14 protein-coding genes are annotated in these 15,534 nt (G+C 72.1%); 6 read left to right on the forward strand and 8 right to left on the reverse strand.

Features of this window, described 5'->3' with window-relative positions; genetic code table 11:
• Window positions 1-15 precede the first annotated feature (15 nt).
• Window positions 16-1,695 (reverse strand): glycoside hydrolase family 13 protein, encoded by a 1,680-nt coding sequence (locus Q9R20_RS07015; RefSeq protein ID WP_311248660.1) that lies wholly within the window; start codon window positions 1,693-1,695, stop codon window positions 16-18.
• Between the two features lie 280 nt (window positions 1,696-1,975).
• On the opposite strand from Q9R20_RS07015, the gene Q9R20_RS07020 reads away from it, so the two are divergent.
• The gene (locus Q9R20_RS07020) at window positions 1,976-2,500 is read left to right on the forward strand and encodes an adenine phosphoribosyltransferase (protein WP_311248661.1); all 525 of its coding nucleotides are present in this window, start codon (window positions 1,976-1,978) and stop codon (window positions 2,498-2,500) included.
• Window positions 2,501-2,732: 232 nt separating this feature from the next.
• The gene (locus tag Q9R20_RS07025) at window positions 2,733-3,590 is read left to right on the forward strand and encodes a PhzF family phenazine biosynthesis protein (RefSeq protein WP_311248662.1); all 858 of its coding nucleotides are present in this window, start codon (window positions 2,733-2,735) and stop codon (window positions 3,588-3,590) included.
• 49 nt (window positions 3,591-3,639) lie between these two features.
• Here the strand turns inward: Q9R20_RS07025 and Q9R20_RS07030 are convergent, their stop codons facing one another.
• From Q9R20_RS07030 to Q9R20_RS07060, 7 genes are all read right to left on the reverse strand, one after another.
• A complete protein-coding gene (locus Q9R20_RS07030; protein ID WP_311248663.1) occupies window positions 3,640-4,362 on the reverse strand; it encodes a GNAT family N-acetyltransferase in 723 nt (240 codons plus the stop codon).
• 562 nt (window positions 4,363-4,924) lie between these two features.
• On the reverse strand, window positions 4,925-6,250 hold the full coding sequence (locus Q9R20_RS07035; protein WP_311248664.1) for a M20/M25/M40 family metallo-hydrolase: 1,326 nt from the start codon (window positions 6,248-6,250) through the stop codon (window positions 4,925-4,927).
• Between the two features lie 4 nt (window positions 6,251-6,254).
• Window positions 6,255-6,605, reverse strand: a complete 351-nt coding sequence (locus tag Q9R20_RS07040; RefSeq protein ID WP_055959812.1) for a carboxymuconolactone decarboxylase family protein — start codon at window positions 6,603-6,605, stop codon at window positions 6,255-6,257.
• Between the two features lie 309 nt (window positions 6,606-6,914).
• A complete protein-coding gene (gene hpxO, locus Q9R20_RS07045; protein WP_311248665.1) occupies window positions 6,915-8,099 on the reverse strand; it encodes an FAD-dependent urate hydroxylase HpxO in 1,185 nt (394 codons plus the stop codon).
• An 8-nt stretch (window positions 8,100-8,107) separates the two neighbouring features.
• Window positions 8,108-8,428 (reverse strand): hydroxyisourate hydrolase, encoded by a 321-nt coding sequence (gene uraH / locus Q9R20_RS07050; protein ID WP_311248666.1) that lies wholly within the window; start codon window positions 8,426-8,428, stop codon window positions 8,108-8,110.
• Window positions 8,425-8,952: a 2-oxo-4-hydroxy-4-carboxy-5-ureidoimidazoline decarboxylase gene (gene uraD, locus Q9R20_RS07055; protein ID WP_311248667.1), complete on the reverse strand. Its 528-nt coding sequence runs from the start codon at window positions 8,950-8,952 to the stop codon at window positions 8,425-8,427. Before uraD ends, uraH begins: the two co-directional genes overlap by 4 nt.
• A 353-nt stretch (window positions 8,953-9,305) precedes the next feature.
• On the reverse strand, window positions 9,306-9,917 hold the full coding sequence (locus tag Q9R20_RS07060) for an XRE family transcriptional regulator (protein WP_311248668.1): 612 nt from the start codon (window positions 9,915-9,917) through the stop codon (window positions 9,306-9,308).
• 160 nt (window positions 9,918-10,077) lie between these two features.
• Between Q9R20_RS07060 and Q9R20_RS07065 the strand changes: the two genes are divergently transcribed.
• From Q9R20_RS07065 to Q9R20_RS07080, 4 genes are all read left to right on the forward strand, one after another.
• Window positions 10,078-11,802 carry an NCS1 family nucleobase:cation symporter-1 gene (locus tag Q9R20_RS07065; RefSeq protein ID WP_311248669.1) on the forward strand — a complete coding sequence of 575 codons (1,725 nt, stop codon included), beginning with the start codon at window positions 10,078-10,080 and terminating at the stop codon, window positions 11,800-11,802.
• Window positions 11,799-12,725: an aspartate/glutamate racemase family protein gene (locus Q9R20_RS07070; protein ID WP_311248670.1), complete on the forward strand. Its 927-nt coding sequence runs from the start codon at window positions 11,799-11,801 to the stop codon at window positions 12,723-12,725. Before Q9R20_RS07065 ends, Q9R20_RS07070 begins: the two co-directional genes overlap by 4 nt.
• 51 nt (window positions 12,726-12,776) lie before the next feature.
• On the forward strand, window positions 12,777-14,111 hold the full coding sequence (gene allB, locus Q9R20_RS07075) for an allantoinase AllB (protein WP_311248671.1): 1,335 nt from the start codon (window positions 12,777-12,779) through the stop codon (window positions 14,109-14,111).
• Between the two features lie 122 nt (window positions 14,112-14,233).
• Window positions 14,234-15,376, forward strand: a complete 1,143-nt coding sequence (locus tag Q9R20_RS07080; RefSeq protein ID WP_311248672.1) for an acetamidase/formamidase family protein — start codon at window positions 14,234-14,236, stop codon at window positions 15,374-15,376.
• Window positions 15,377-15,534: the final 158 nt, after the last annotated feature.

Raw genomic sequence — 15,534 nt, forward strand, 5'->3', positions numbered from 1 at the left:
GAAGGATGCCGCGGCCTAGGCCGCCGCGATCCAGACGGTCGTGTCGGTGGGCAGGCGCTCGCCGTCGAGGGGGCCGCTCGCGATGAGCACCTCCCCGGCGGGGAGCTCGACGGCGTCGTCGCCGAGGTTGGCCACCACCAGCAGCGAGCCGTTGCGGAACGCCACCACCTCGTCGCCGTACTGATCGAGCCACTCGAGGTGGCCCGCGCCGAGGTTGCGGGCACGACGCTCGGCGAGCAGCGAGCGGTAGAGGGTGAGAGTCGACGAGGGATCGTCGACCTGCACGTCGTGGGCGAGCTCGGCCCACTCCGCGGGCTGGGGCAGCCACGACTCACCCGTCGTGTTGAAGCCGTATGCCGGGGCGTCTGCGGTCCACGGGAGCGGCACGCGGCAGCCGTCGCGGCCGTAGCGCTCGCCGTTCGTGCGGAACCACGTGGGGTCCTGGCGGGCGTCGTCGGGCAGGTCGATGACCTCGGGCAGACCGAGCTCCTCGCCCTGGTAGAGGTACGACGAGCCGGGCAGGGCGAGCATCATCGACGTCGCCGCGCGAGCCCGTCGCAGACCCTTCACGGGGTCGGGCTTGCCGGGAGACTTCGGGCCGATGCCGGCGCCCTGCGGGTTCTCGGCCGTGAGCGCGAGACGCGAGGCGTGGCGCACCACGTCGTGGTTCGACAGGACCCACGTGCTGGGAGCGCCGACCTCGCCGTACGCGCGCAACGACTCGGTGATCACGTCGCGGAGGGCCGTGGCATCCCAGTCGGTCTCGAGGTAGTGGAAGTTGAACGCCTGGTGCATCTCGTCGGGGCGCACCCACAGTGCGGTCTGCTCGACGGTGGGCAGCCACGCCTCAGCGCACAGCGCGCGGTCGCCGTCGTACTCGGCGAGCACCTCGTGCCACTCACGCCACACGTCGTGGACGCCGGGCTGACCCCAGTACGGCACCTCCTCGGCGTCGCCGCCCATCGAGCCGCCGTCGGGGTCGGGCGTGAAGTCGGGCAGGCCCTCGGCCTTGATGAGGCCGTGCGCCACATCGACGCGGAAGCCGTCGACGCCCCGGTCGAGCCAGAAACGCAGGATGTCACGGAACTCCGCGCGCACCTCCTCGTTGGTCCAGTCGAAGTCGGGCTGGCTCTCGTCGAAGATGTGCAGGTACCACTGGCCGGGGGTGCCGTCGGCCTCGGTCACACGCTTCCACATGCCGCCGCCGAAGACGCTCTCCCAGTTGTTCGGCGGCAGCTCGCCGTTCTCGCCCTTGCCGTCACGGAAGATGTATCGCGCGCGCTCGGGGCTGCCGGGCGCGGCCTTCAGCGCCTCCTGGAACCACACGTGCTGATCGCTGGAGTGGTTGGGCACCAGGTCGACGATGACCCGGATGCCGCGCTCGTGCGCATCCGCGAGCATCGCGTCGAAGTCGGCCAGGGTGCCGAAGATCGGGTCGACGTCGCGGTAGTCGGCGACGTCGTAGCCGGCGTCCTTCTGCGGCGAGGTCTGGAAGGGGCTGAGCCAGATGGCATCCACCCCCAGCTGCTGGAGGTCGTCGAGGTGCGCGGTGACGCCGGGCAGGTCGCCCAGCCCGTCGCCCGTGGCGTCGGCGAAGGAGCGCGGGTAGATCTGGTAGATGACGGCGGTGCGCCACCACTCGGAGCCGGGAGCGGCGACGAGATCGGCGCGCGCGTCTTCCTGCGTGAAAGTCATGGCGTCCACGTTAGTGCAAGCGCTTGCAGCGGGCGCAAGCCCCCGGCGGGCGGGCGCGGGGTGGGTCGAGATCGCTTGACCGTTGAGCGTCCAAAACACCCGGAGTGTTCTGAAACTCGTCCGGGTGTTTCGGACACCCGGGTGGGTCGCCGCGGGCGCACGCCCAGGCCGCCACCCGGTTGAGTGTCCAGGACACGCCGCACACGGACGGGCCCGCCCGGCGTGTCCTGGACACTCAACACGGGGGTGGGCGCCGGGAGCGCGCGATTAGGCTGGGTCGGTGCCCGACGCCTCCGCCCTCTCTCGCGCTGAATCGCTCATAACGAGCATCCCCGACTACCCCCAGCCGGGCATCGTGTTCCGCGACATCACCCCCCTCCTGATGGATGCCGCGGCCCTGCGCACCGTCGTCGAGGCGCTCATCGAGCCCTTCGCGGGCCGTTTCGACGCCGTCGCGGGGGTCGAGGCGCGCGGGTTCCTGCTGGCCGGGGCCGTGTCGATCGCCGCGAACGTGGGACTCATGCCGATCCGCAAGGCGGGCAAGCTGCCCCGCCCCGCGGCGACCGTGTCGTACGACCTCGAGTACGGATCTGCGCAGATCGAGATGCACGACGACAACGCCGCCGGAGCGCGCGTGCTGCTGCTCGACGACGTGCTCGCCACGGGCGGCACGCTGGCCGCGGGTCGTGAGCTCCTGCAGGCCGTCGGCAGCGAGGTCGTGGGCATCGCGACGCTGCTCGAGATCGACGGTCTCGGCGGCCGCGAGGTGCTCGGCGGCGAGGTGCACTCGGTCTTCCACGTCTGAGACGCCGCTCGCCCGTCGGGCCGTCCCGGGCTCAGAGATGTCCCGCGCTCCGGTCATCCCGCCGCGCCCACGTCGCTACCGGTTCCGTGCGGCTCGAAGAGGCCGTCTTCTCCGGACTCCGGCACGCGCAGCGTGGCGTGAGCAACCCCGGCACGTCACACCGCGAGACCCTCGGCAGCTCCGATACGCCGCAGCCGCCGCGCCACGGCCCCGCGTCGAGCAGAATCGACGCATGACCTTCCCGCCCGGCATCCTGCACCTGCTCGCCTTCGCCGCGGAGCCCGGGGGCGGCAACCCCGCGGGTGTGGTCCTGGATGCCGCCGGCCTCGACGACGCGCGCATGCAGGAGATCGCGGCCGATCTCGGCTACCCCGAGACCGCGTTCGTGTCCACGCGGAACGGCCGGCGGGCGCGGGTGCGCTACTTCTCGCCCGGCGCGGAGGTCCCCTTCTGCGGGCACGCCACCATCGCCACGGCCGTCGCGCTCGCCGAGGCGGAGGGGGCGGGCGACTTCGTCTTCGACACCGCCGCGGGCGAGATCGCCCTCGAGACCACCCGCGACGCGGAGGGCCGTATGACCGCGGGCTTCACCAGCGTCGACCCCGTGCAGAGCGACCTCGAGCCGGAGGTGGGGCGGCGGCTGCTCGGCATCCTGGGTCTGTCCGAGAGCGACCTCGACGACCGGCTCCCGCTCGCGCAGTCGTTCGCCGGGAACACGCACCCGGTCGTCGCCGTGGCCTCGCGAGAGCGCTTCGATGCGTTCGACTTCGACGCCCCGGTGTTGCGCGCACTCATGGACGAGCGCGGCTGGGCGGGCACCGTGATGGTCGTGCACGCGGAGAGCCCGGATGCCGCCGTCTTCGAGGCCCGCAATCTCTTCCCGGTGGGCGACATCACCGAGGATCCCGCGACGGGTTCGGCGGCGGCGTCGCTCGGCGCGTATCTGCGCGACCGCGTGGGACGACGGGCGCCCTTCTCGTTCACCGTCCACCAGGGACGGCACATCGGGCGACCGAGCGCACTGCATGTCGAGGTCCCGGCGAGCGGTGGCGTACGCGTCAGCGGGACGGCGACGACGCTCGAGCGCTGAGCCGCGATCCCGGCGAACGCCCCCCCGGGGTGCCGGAGTCGCCGGTTGCTCAGGCCGGCGTCCGCACGGCGGCGAACCTGTTCCGGCGGCGCAGGGCGAAGCCGAGGCGCTCGTAGGCGGCGATCGCGCCGGTGTTGGTGGCGGCGGCGTGCATCATCGCGCGGTCTCCGCGCTGCTGGATGTGGAAGGCCACATCGAGCACGAGCCGCGAGGCGAGGCCCTGACGCCGGTGGTCGGCGTCGACGGCGACGGCGCTGATCTCGGTCCACCCGGTGGGGTGCAGGCGCTCACCGGCCATCGCGACGAGCCGCCCTTGACGACGGATGCCGATGTACCGGCCGAGCTCGTAGGTGCGGGGACGGAACGGGCCGGGCTGGTTGCGCGCGACGATGTCGATCATCTCGGCCGCGTCGTCGGCGCCCAGCTCGATCGCCTCGTCGTCGGGCCGGGTCCGCAGGGCGTCCGTCTCGACGAGCTGCACGCCCTCACCGCCGCCGACCCATTCCCAGCCCGCGGGCACCGAACCCTCGTACCCCGACAGTCCGACATCGGCCCCGGGGCCCACCAGCTCGCGGAGCGCGTCCCACGCGTCCGGGTCGTCCCACGTGCGCACGGCGACGAAGGGCGCGACGTCCTCGGGATAGCGCTTGACCAGGTCGCCGCCGATCGCGAAGCGCGCGTGCGGTCCGGCAAGGGAATGCCAGGCCGCGTTGTCGAGCACGGTGGCGTCGGCGTGCGGTGCGGGCAGGGAGAGGGCGGCGGTGGTGGTCATGGCATCCGTTCTGGGGGAGGTGCACGAAGGACAACAGCGTCAGCCGTTGGGCATTCCGCCGGGCGGCTGACGCGTTGCGGTGCCGGGCGCGGGTTTCGAGGCGCGTGCGGTGCGGAATCGGGGCGGTCGGGCGCGGGTGTGTCGCCGAATTCCGGAGATCCGGTGCGCTCTGGGGCCTTCCGCCCCGAGAAATCCCTCGGGTGACGTGGCCGATCAGGAGTTGCGCGGCTGCGCGGGCGGCGCCGGGCGGTGCGAGAGCGGCTCCGCCGGGAGCGGTGCCGGAGCGGATCTTCCGGGCGCGGCGCCGTGCCGAACTCCGGAGGAAGGGCGCGGTGCGCGGGAACTGAGCCTGGGAAGGGGACTGTTCGCGCGGAATCTCCGGAGTTCGGCGAGTGGCCGGTCGGATACGCCGCGGCCGGGCACGCGCGCCGCGGCCGTGTGCCGAACTCCGGAAGAACCGCAGATGCAGGTGGTGCGGGGGGACCGGTTCGCGGGGCTCTGCCGTGGTTTTTCCGGAGTTCGGTACGTCGGCCCGGGCTCGCCGAGGGGCCGGGGGCCCCCGCTACGCGTCGCGCAGGATCCGCGCCGTCACCCTCGTGCCGAAGAACAGCGCCTCCACCGGCACGCACTCGTCGGCCGTGTGGAACTGCCCGAACACGTCGAAGTCGGCGGGCACGCGCAGCGGCACGAAGCCGTAGCCCCGGATGCCCAGGCGGCTGAGGTGCTTGTTGTCGGTGCTGGCGGGCAGCAGGTACGGCACGACGGTGCCGTCGGGGTCTTCGGCGGTCACGGCATCCTGCAGCACATCCATCAACCGCCCCTCGGCGGGAGCCTCGATCGCGGGGATCTCCCGGGCCCAGGCGATCTCGATGTCGTCGCCGACCACGGCTGCCAGTTCGTCTCGAAGCGCGTCGGCCTGCCCCGGCACGACGCGCACGTCGAGCGTCGCGCTCGCCGAGGCGGGGATGACGTTGATCTTGCCCCCGGCCGACAGCACGGTGGGCGAGGCGGTGTTTCGGCTCCCCGCGTCGATGAGGGATGCCGAGAACCCCAGGTCGTCGACATCGCCGCCGGCTCGGGCGTACACGTCGAGGAAACGCTCGAGGGTGGCCGTGCGTACGACCGGGAACCGGTGGGCGCCGACCGCGGCGACCGCCTGCGCGACGCGGACGACCGCGTTGCCGGCGGTGGGCCGGGAGCCGTGCGCCGCAGATCCGCGCGCGGTGAGCGTCGCGACCGTCACGCCCTTCTCGGCCGTGGCCACGAGATAGGCGCGGCGGTCCTCCGGGAGGGGGATGGAGAAGCCGCCGACCTCGCTCAGCGCCTCGGTCGCGCCGGCGAAGAGCTCGGGGCGGTTCTCGACGATCCATCGCGCGCCCCACACGCCCCCGGCCTCCTCGTCGGCGAAGAACGCGAAGATCAGGTCGCGCCGCGGCACGACGCCCTCGCGTCGGAACGCCCGCGCGATCGCGAGCAGCATCCCGGCGAAGTCCTTCATGTCGACCGCGCCGCGACCGTACAGGATGCCGTCGTGGATCTCCGCCCCGAAGGGCGGGTGGGTCCAGTCCTCGGCGTCGACAGGTACGACGTCGAGGTGAGCGTGGGCGACGAGGGCGCCGGCATCCGGATCCGAACCCGTCAGACGCGCGACGACGCTCGCGCGACCCGGGCGGGGTTCGACGAGGACCGTCTCGTAGCCGACCTCGTCGAGCCGTTCCTTGACGTAGAGCGCGGCGCGCGTCTCGCCGTCGCCGATCGTCGCCGGATCGCCCGTGTTGACGCTGTCGATGCGGATGAGGGCGCGGATGTGCTCGAGCGCTTCGGTCTCGAGCGAGCCCGGCTCCGGCGCGTCGGGGCCTTCGGGCAGGGGCGAGGGCGCGTCGGTCATGGGGTCAGTGCTGGTGGGGGCGGGCGTCGTCGGCCAGCTTGAAGGCGAGGCGTCCGTGGGCGTAGCCCCCGCCCGCGCGGATGGCGGTCGCGACCCAGGCGGCCTCGGCGAGCTCGGCCTCGGTGGCACCGGCCTTCACGGCGTTCTGCGAGTGCCCGTCGATGCAGTACACGCACTGCGTCGTGATGCCCACGGCCAGGGCGATGAGCTCGCGGTACTTCAGCGGGATCGCGCGACCCTCGGGGGCGAACACGGCCTGGTCGAACGCGGCGAACGCGGCGAGGATGTCGGGCGTCTCGGCCTTGTAGACCTTCGTGTAGGTCTTGTCGGCGGTGCGGTCGAAGTACTCGGACATGGTGCCTCCCGGCGGCGTGGATGTGTCCGTCCCACGGTGCCACGGCGGGTCGCGGGGGTCGGCGGGTCGGCGTCACGCGGGGTCACACGCCCGACCCTGCCGGCGCGTCCGCATCCCCGTTCGCGCAGACCATGTCCCACTTTGTGCAGGCCGTGTCCCACATTGTGCGGGCTGGCGCCCGCGGGACCAGCCAGAAGTGGGACATGGCGTATCGCGGCGCCGCCCGCGCCGGCAGTCAGAAGTGGGACGAGGGTGCAGAGCCGCCCGCGCCGGCGGCCAGAAGGGGGATGAGGTTCGAGAACGCCGCCCTCAGCGCAGCACGCTCGCGCCGAGCTCCACGGGGCTCCCCTCGATGTTGCCCACGATGCCGCGGATCACGCCCGTGCCGTCCTCGCGGCGGAGGCCGTCGTACCAGGCCTGGGTCGCGGCGACGTCGAAGGCGTGCGTCTCATGGGCGCGCTTGCGGGCACGCAGCACGAGGTCGCCCGCCCGCTCGGTGCGGATGCGCTCGTAGCGCTTGAGCGAGTCCTCGACGCCGAGAGTCGAGGTGGCGAAGACGATGCCGAGCGCGAAGCTGTCCTCGAGCGCAGAGCAGGCGCCCTGACCGATGTCGGGGGCGGTGTTGTGCGCCGCGTCGCCGAGGATCGCGACGCGCCCTCGCACCCAGGTGTCGAAGGGGTCGATGTCCCAGATCTCCACGCGGTTGAGCGACTCGTCGGGGTCGATGCCGTCGAGCAGCGCCCGCACCCCCGGAGCGGCCCACGATCCGAAGGCGTGCTCGAGAGCCGCCATGCGGTCCTCGACCACACCCGAGGGCCCGGGCACGTCGACGAAGAAGTAGAAGCGGTCGCCTGCGACGGGCATGACGGCGCAGCGCTTGCCATCGCCCACGTACGTCGTCCACTGATCCAGCGGCCCGATCCGCTCGTCGGCCGCGACGAGGCCGTTGTAGTTCACGTAGCCCGAGTAGGAGCGTTCGGGGCGGATGCCGCTCGGCTCGGTGACGTAATCCCGCACGAGCGACCGCGCCCCGTCGGCTCCGATCAGCAAATCGGCGGTGTCGGTGGAGCCGTCGGCGAAGGTGGCGGTGACGATCCCGTCGGTTTCGGCGACCCCGGTCAGCTGCTTGCCGAGGTGGATGTGCGACGGGCCGACGGCATCCATCATCAGCTGCTGCAGGTCGGCTCTTGCGACGGGGTAGGGGCGCTGGCCGGTCTGCGCGGTGACGGGGGCGAGGCTGAAGCGGCAGAGCTCGTCGCCGGTGTGGCCGTCGTAGTAGGCCATGTCGTCCATGCGCCCGCCGAGGGCGGCGACCTCGGGGCCGAGGCCCAGCCAGTTGAGCACCTTCACGCCGTTCGACCACAGCGACAGGGCTGCGCCGACCGGACGGTTCTCGCGCATGCGGTCGTACACGACGACCTCGTGACCGAGCTTCTGCAGGGCGAGGGCGGCGGAGGTTCCGCCGACGCCGGCGCCGATGACGATGACCTTCATGACGCTCCTCAGCTGCCGCGGTAGGTCGAGTAGGCGAAGGGGCTCAGCAGCAGCGGCACGTGCAGGTGCGCTTCTCCCGAGACGGTGAACGCGATCGTCGCGACCGGGTGAAACGACGCGACGCCGCGCGAGCGGAAGTAGGCGCCCGTCGCGAACGTCAGCGCGTAGTCGCCGTCGTCGAGCCGGTCGGGGCCGAGGGCGAGGCGTCCGTCCGCGTCGGTGGCGGCGGAGTCGATGGTGGCACCGTCGAGATGGGCCAGCGTCACGGCGACGCCGGCTGCGGGCGTGCCGGCCGTGGCATCCAGGACATGGGTGGTGAGATGGGTCATTCCGCGGCCTCTGGCTCGGCGGGGGCGTCGTCGGCGAAGGTGGTGCGCAGGCGCAGCAGGGCGATCTCGGCGAGCTGCCGCGTGGCTTCGATGGTCTCGGCGTCGGGATCGTTCCCGAGGCGGCGTTCGAGCTCGGCGCGCATCTCGCCCGGGGTGCGACCCGCCGCGCGGATGAGAAAGACGCGACCGAAGCGCTCCTCGTACGCGGCGTTGCCCGCGGCGATCGCGGCGACGTCGTCATCGGCGGCGGACGCCATCGAACCCTGTTCGCGACGGGATGCCGCGGCCTCGGCGCCCTCGCCCGACACCCTCGCCCCGATGCGGGGGTGGGCGTGGAGCGCGGCCTCGAGATCCTGCGGCGACCAGGCGGAGGCGAGGTCCCCGGCGTAGGAGGCGAGCGCCTCGACGCTCGCGTAGGGGCGGCCCGCGACGACGGCGTCGACCCATCCCGGGACGTCGGCCCAGACGCGGGCGACGGCCGTGGCGTCCGCGTCGTCGGCGACGTTGAACTCGGTGAGGTGCATGCCGGTCAGGCTAGGGGCGCCGCGTTACGGGGCTGTGGCGCGATGTGTCGGCGATGTTGCTGTCGGGAACATTCGGGCGGGGTGTCGCGGGGTGGCCCCGGGGCGCCGGAAGTGGCCGCGGGGCCATCTGCTTACGCACGGCGCGCGGCGGAGATGCCACCGCGCTCGGCCAGCGACGTAGAGAGGTGGCCCCGGGGCGCCGGAAGTGGCCGCGGGGCCATCTGCTTACGCACGGCGCGCGGCGGAGATACCACGGCGCTCGGCCAGCGACGTAGAGAGGTGGCCCCGGGGCGCCGGAAGTGGCCCCGGGGCCACGCCCGCGCGCGGACCGCGCACGCCATCCGCGCCCGCCCTCAGGCGTGCACGATCAACCAGTGCGCGACGGCGTCCACGTCCCCGGTGTTGTGCAGCCGGTGCGGCACGGAGCAGGGGTAGCTGATCGCGTCGCCGGCGCGCAGGATCACGCGCTCGGCCTCGAAGTCGATCGTCAGCTCGCCCGCGACGACGGTCCCGACCTCGTAGCCCTCGTGATGGAAGAGGCCGTCGGCCCCGTGCGCCGAGGCGCCGGGCGGGTAGATCGACTCGAAGTAGTCGACGCCGGGCGAGGTGCCCGGCGTCAGGCGGCGGAACGACACTCCGCTGTCGAGCACGATGTCGGGTGACTGCCCCGCGCGCTGCAGCGTGAAGCCCGAGGGCCCGACGGCCGGAGCGGGGCGATCGGATGCCGGATCGAAGGCCGCGACGAGCGGCACGCCGAGGGCGTCGGTGATGGCGATGAGGCGCGAGACGCTCGGCTGCATGACGCCGCGCTCGATCTGCGAGACGGCGCTGGGGGAGATGCCGAGCGTCTTCGCGAGCGTCCGAGCCGAGATGCCGCGGGCCTGTCTCAGGTCGCGGATCCGCGCGCCGACACCCGCGGGCCCCGGCTCGACGGCGGCGGCTTCGACGACGGGCGACTGCGACATGGCCCGAGTCTACGGACGCCCTCCTTGTGAAGGAGTGACTTCACACAGCTGTTACACGAGCGAACCCAGCCGGGTGACGTGAACCCATAACTTCACATCAATGCTCCACTCCGGCCGCGGACTCCACGTCGTGGCATCCATCGCCCTGAGAGGAAATCCCATGACGTCCACCCCGCTCACCGGCCCCCACGATCTCGTGGAGGCTGCCGGCCACCCCCACGGGGGCGGCAACATGAAGCCCCACTACGACGAGCGCCTCGCGAACGAGGACCTCGCGCCCCTGCGGAAGCAGAAGTGGTCGAGCTACAACATCTTCGCGTTCTGGATGAGCGACGTGCACTCGGTCGGCGGCTACGTCACCGCGGGTTCGCTCTTCGCCCTCGGCTTGCAGTCGTGGCAGGTGCTCGTTGCGCTGATCGCCGGAATCGTGATCGTGCAGGTCTTCGCCAACATGGTCGCCAAGCCCAGTCAGAAGACGGGCGTGCCCTACCCCGTCATCAACCGCGTGGTCTTCGGCATCCGGGGTGCGAACATCCCCGCGATCATCCGCGGTCTCATCGCGATCGCCTGGTACGGGGTGCAGACGTTCCTCGCGGCCGAGTCGCTGAACATCGTGTTCCTGAAGTTCATCCCGGGTTCCGCGGCCCTGCTCGACGTCTCGTTCGCGGGCCTGTCGGCACTCGGATGGATCTCCTACGCGATCCTCTGGACCGCGCAGTTCCTGCTCTTCTGGAACGGCATGGAGGTCATCCGCCGTTTCATCGACTGGGCGGGCCCGGCCGTGTACCTCGTCATGATCGTGCTCGCCGTGTACCTCGTGTCGCAGGCCGGCATCCAGAACATCTCCTTCACCCTCTCGACGACGCAGCTCGACTTCTGGGCGTCGATCCCCGTGATGTTCGCCGCGATCGCCCTCGTGGTGTCGTATTTCTCGGGCCCGATGCTGAACTTCGGCGACTTCGCCCGATACGGCAAGAGCTTCGCCGCGGTCAAGAAGGGCAACTTCTGGGGCCTGCCGATCAACTTCCTCTTCTTCTCGCTGCTGACCGTCATCACCGCCTCGGCCACCGTGCCGGTGTTCGGCGCGCTCATCACCGACCCCATCAAGACGGTCGAGCAGATCGACACGCCCTTCGGGATCCTGCTCGGCGGCCTGACCTTCGTCACCGCCACGGTCGGCATCAACATCGTCGCCAACTTCATCTCGCCCGCGTTCGACTTCTCCAACGTCGCCCCCAAGAAGATCTCGTGGCGCGCGGGCGGCATGATCGCCGCGGTCGGCTCGACGTTCCTCATGCCGTGGAACTGGTACTCCAACGCCGACGCCATCCACTACTCGCTCGGCGTGCTGGGTGCGCTGATCGGCCCGCTCTTCGGCATCCTGATCGCCGGTTACTACATCGCCGCTCGCCAGCGCGTGAAGGTCGACGCGATGTTCACGATGGATGCCGAGGGCCCCTACTGGTACCGCAACGGCTTCAACCCGAACGCGGTCAAGGCCGTCATCGCCGCGGGCGTGCCGACCGTGCTGATCGCGATCTTCCCGAAGCTCTTCGCCGACCTGGGCCTGTTCAACATCTCGGCGATCAGCGACTACAGCTGGTTCATCGGCTGCGGCCTCGGATACGTGCTGTTCCTGCTGTTCGAGCGCATGGACCCCCGTATCCCCACGTTCGACGGCGAGACCGAGGGCATCTCCGACGGCACCGTCGACGCGGTCGCCGAGGCGCCGGCTGTCGCTGCCCCCGTTCCGGGCTCCGGAGTTCCGGCTCCGGATGCGGCCGCGGTGCTCGCGCGGGAGGCTCAGGATGCCGCGACTCCGGAGCGCGGCACGGTCCCGTCGCTCGATCGGCCGGTCGCGGGCCCGCGCGAGGCGCTCGCGTGAGAATTTTGCTCATCAACCCCAACACCTCCCGGGCGATGACCGCGAAGATCGCGGACGCCGCCCGGGGGGTGGCGGGGCCCGACGTCCGCATCGACGCCGTCTGCCCGGGCGTCGGTGCGGCGGCGATCGAGAGCCACACCGACGAGATCCTCGCGGCGGCGGCCGTGGTCGAGCTGATCGCGGCGGATCGCGACGGCGCCGACCCCGCCGACGCCTACGTGATCGCGTGCTTCGGCGACCCGGGCCTCGACGCGGCGCGTGAGCTGGTCGAGGTGCCCGTGCTGGGCATCGCCGAGGCCGCGATGCACCTGGCCGCGGTGTCGGGTCGGCACTTCGGCGTCGTCACGACCCTCAGCCGCACGCTCGGCCGGGCGCACGATCTCGTGGCGCGGTACGGCATGGAGCGGGCGTGCGTCTCGCTCGCCGCGACGGGCATCCCGGTGCTCGATCTCGAGGACACCGAGTCGCTCGCCGTCGAGACCATCGCGCGCTACGGCGCCGATGCGGCCGCCGGGGGCGCCGATGTCATCGTGCTCGGCTGCGCCGGGATGGCCGATCTCTGCGCCGAGCTGACGAGCCGCGTCGGCGTGCCCGTCGTCGACGGGGTCGCGGCGGCCGTGGGCATGGCATCCGGAATGGTGCGCATGGGCCTCGGCACGAGCAAGCGCGACGAGTACGCGACGCCGCCCCGGGGGTTCGTCGCGGGTGGCATCGGCGGGTACGACGCGCCGTCGCGCCCCGTCGCGGGTGACCCCGGGGTGCAGGACAAGCGCGGCGTGTCGCTGCCCCAGGCCGTCGGTGGCCCCGGGGCCACCTCTGTCGCCCCGGGGCCACCAACAGCGTCCAGCCCCGGCGTGCCGGTCGCCGCTCCGGCGGGTGCGACCCCTCCTCCCCAGCCGGCGGATCTCGGGGTTTACGCATGAATGTTGATGACGGTTACATCTGCGAAACGCGAGGCGCCTAGCGTGAGCGCCATGACCACCCGGATCGCCGCCCGCCGCGTCTTCGTCGACGGGGCCTTCGTCCCCGCCACGGTCGTCATCGACGACGGCGTCATCGCATCTCTCGACCCGTTCGACGTCTCGGCCGACACGGTGCTGCCCGCCGACGCCGTGCTCCTGCCCGGCCTCGTGGACTCCCACGTGCACCTCGACGAACCCGGTCGCACCGAGTGGGAGGGCTTCGCCACGGGCACCGCCGCCGCGGCCGCGGGCGGCGTCACGACGGTCGTCGACATGCCGCTGAACAGCCTCCCCGTCACGACCACGCCGGAGGCTCTGGATGCCAAGCGGGCGGCCGCCGTAGGAAAGCTCGCCGTCGACGTGGCGTACTGGGGAGGCGCGGTCCCCGAGAACCTCGGATCGCTGCGCGCCCTCGCCGACGCCGGGGTCGTGGGATTCAAGTGCTTCCTGTCCCCGAGCGGGATCGACGAGTTCGGTCACCTCGACGCCGAGCAGCTCGAGCGGTGCCTCGCCGAGCTCGCCGAGTTCGACGGACTGCTCATCGTCCACGCCGAGGACCCGGCGCACCTGCACGCCGACGGCGCCCTGGGCCCGCGCTATCGCGACTTCGAGGCGAGCCGCCCTCCGCTCAGCGAGCGCGCGGCGATCCTGCGCGTCATCGACGCCGCCCGGCGCACCGGGGCGCGCGCGCACATCGTGCACGTGTCCGACGGGGGAGCGCTCGACGCCGTCCGTGCCGCGAAGGCCGAGGGCGTCCGTCTCACCGTCGAGACCTGCCCGCACTACCTGACCCTCGATGCGGCGGCCGTCCCGGACGGCGCCGGGGCCTTCAAGTGCTGTCCGCCCATCCGCGGTGGCGACAACCGCGACCTCCTGTGGGCGGGCGTCGTCGACGGGACGATCGACGCGATCGTCAGCGATCACTCGCCCGCGACCGTCGAACTCAAGGGCAACCCCGACTTCGGGCTCGCGTGGGGCGGCATCGCGGGACTGCAGACGGGTCTCTCGGCGGTGCACACGACGGCCCGGGAGCGTGGACTGTCGTTCGAGTCGCTGCTGCCGCTGTTCACGACCGGGCCCGCCCGCATCGCCGGTCTGGAGGGGCTCGGGGTCATCGCTCCCGGGGCTCCCGCGCACGTGGTGGCGTTCGCGCCCGACGAGCGGTTCACGGTGGATGCCGAGGCCCTCGAGTACCGCAACCCCGTCTCGCCGTGGCACGGCCAGACCCTCACCGGGGTGGTCCGTGAGACCTGGCTGCGCGGAGAACCCGCCTACCGGCGCGGGGCTGCCGTGACCGAGCGCGAGGGGCGCGAGATCCTGCGCACGTCCGCGGTGGTGAAGGCATGAGCGCGCCGACGGCACCCCGGCCCGGCGTCCCGACCGGAAGCCACCGCGTCCCGGTCGCAACGAAGATTCCTGAGCCCGTCGAAAAGTCCGGACCCGACGCGCTCGGCCACCGCGGCTCGCGGATGCCCGCCCCCGTCGTCCCGATCCTCCAGCCGGGGGTCGGTCCGATCCCCGCCGCCCACTACCTGCCCGCCACCCCTGACACCGTGCTCTGGGGTCGTCTGCCCTGCGCGACGGACGCCCCCGTGCTCGAGATCTCCTCGGGCGAGAGCGTCACGATCGACACGGTCAGCCACGAGGGCATCCTCGACGACCAGGGCAAAGACCCCCGCGCCTTCTTCGCGGCCCACGGCGTGCCGCGCGAGCAGGTGCTCGACGACGCGATCAAGATCGCGGCATCCGTCTCGCGGGACCCCTTCGCCGACGGGCCGCATGTCGTGGTCGGTCCGGTGCGGGTGAGGGGTGCGCACCCCGGCGACCTGCTCAAGATCGCGGTCGAATCGCTCGTCCCGCGTGTGCCGTACGGCGTGATCTCGAACCGGCACGGCAAGGGCGCCCTCGTCGGCGAGCTGCCGCGCGGGGAGCACAACGTCAGCGTGTTCGCCGCGGTCGCCGAGCGCGACGGCATCCTGCACGGCACGCTTCCCCTCGTCGAGGGCGGCGATCCCGCGGTGTCGTTCCCGCTCGCGCCGTTCCTCGGCACGATGGGGGTCGCCGTGGCCGGAGGCGAGCGTCCGCACTCCGTCCCGCCCGGTACCCACGGCGGCAACATCGACATCAACCTCCTCGTCGAGGGCACGACGCTGTTCCTCCCCGTGCAGGTCGAGGGGGCGCTCGCCTACATCGGCGACCCGCACTTCGCGCAGGGCGACGGCGAGGTCGCTCTCACCGCCCTCGAGGCGTCGCTGCGGGCGACGCTGCGCTTCGAGGTGATCCCCGCCGATGTCGCCCGCTCCGCCTTCGGCGAGGTCACCGGTCCCCTGGTGCGCACCCCCGAGTACCTCGTGCCCACCGGGATGGACCCCGACCTCGACGCCGCGATGCGCGCGTGCGTGCGCTCGGCGCTGTCGCTGCTCGGCGGGCGTTGGGGCATGGACGAGCACCTCGCCTACGCCTACCTGTCGGCGGCGACCGACTTCGACATCTCGCAGGTCGTCGACATCGTCTCGGGCGTGCACGCGCGCATCCGCGAGGCCGACTTCGCCGGCGTCCCGGCCACGGAGCCCGAGGCCGTGGCATCCGGTCCCGAAGGAGACGCCGAATGAGCCCCGTTCTCGCCGCTGCCCTGGCCCGGGCCGAGGCCGCCGTGGCCGCGGGCCCGCCGTTGAGGCTCGGCGCCCCTGAGTCGGCTCCTTCCCGTCGAGTGTCCACCACACCCGGACGACCTCTCAGGCTGTCCGGGTTTTTCGGACACTCAACGCCG

It is taken from the genome of Microbacterium sp. PRF11, from assembly GCF_031844085.1.
Classification (GTDB): Bacteria; Actinomycetota; Actinomycetes; order Actinomycetales; family Microbacteriaceae; genus Microbacterium.

Coding starts and splice junctions, on each gene's coding strand:
- Q9R20_RS07030 (WP_311248663.1), bottom strand. CDS start 4,362: ATGACCACCACCGCCGCCCTCTCCCTGCCCGCACCGCACGCCGACGCC.
- uraD (WP_311248667.1), bottom strand. CDS start 8,952: ATGCACCTCACCGAGTTCAACGTCGCCGACGACGCGGACGCCACGGCC.
- Q9R20_RS07015 (WP_311248660.1), bottom strand. CDS start 1,695: ATGACTTTCACGCAGGAAGACGCGCGCGCCGATCTCGTCGCCGCTCCC.
- Q9R20_RS07065 (WP_311248669.1), top strand. CDS start 10,078: ATGACGTCCACCCCGCTCACCGGCCCCCACGATCTCGTGGAGGCTGCC.
- Q9R20_RS07025 (WP_311248662.1), top strand. CDS start 2,733: ATGACCTTCCCGCCCGGCATCCTGCACCTGCTCGCCTTCGCCGCGGAG.
- Q9R20_RS07060 (WP_311248668.1), bottom strand. CDS start 9,917: ATGTCGCAGTCGCCCGTCGTCGAAGCCGCCGCCGTCGAGCCGGGGCCC.
- allB (WP_311248671.1), top strand. CDS start 12,777: ATGACCACCCGGATCGCCGCCCGCCGCGTCTTCGTCGACGGGGCCTTC.
- Q9R20_RS07040 (WP_055959812.1), bottom strand. CDS start 6,605: ATGTCCGAGTACTTCGACCGCACCGCCGACAAGACCTACACGAAGGTC.
- Q9R20_RS07035 (WP_311248664.1), bottom strand. CDS start 6,250: ATGACCGACGCGCCCTCGCCCCTGCCCGAAGGCCCCGACGCGCCGGAG.
- Q9R20_RS07080 (WP_311248672.1), top strand. CDS start 14,234: ATGCCCGCCCCCGTCGTCCCGATCCTCCAGCCGGGGGTCGGTCCGATC.
- hpxO (WP_311248665.1), bottom strand. CDS start 8,099: ATGAAGGTCATCGTCATCGGCGCCGGCGTCGGCGGAACCTCCGCCGCC.
- uraH (WP_311248666.1), bottom strand. CDS start 8,428: ATGACCCATCTCACCACCCATGTCCTGGATGCCACGGCCGGCACGCCC.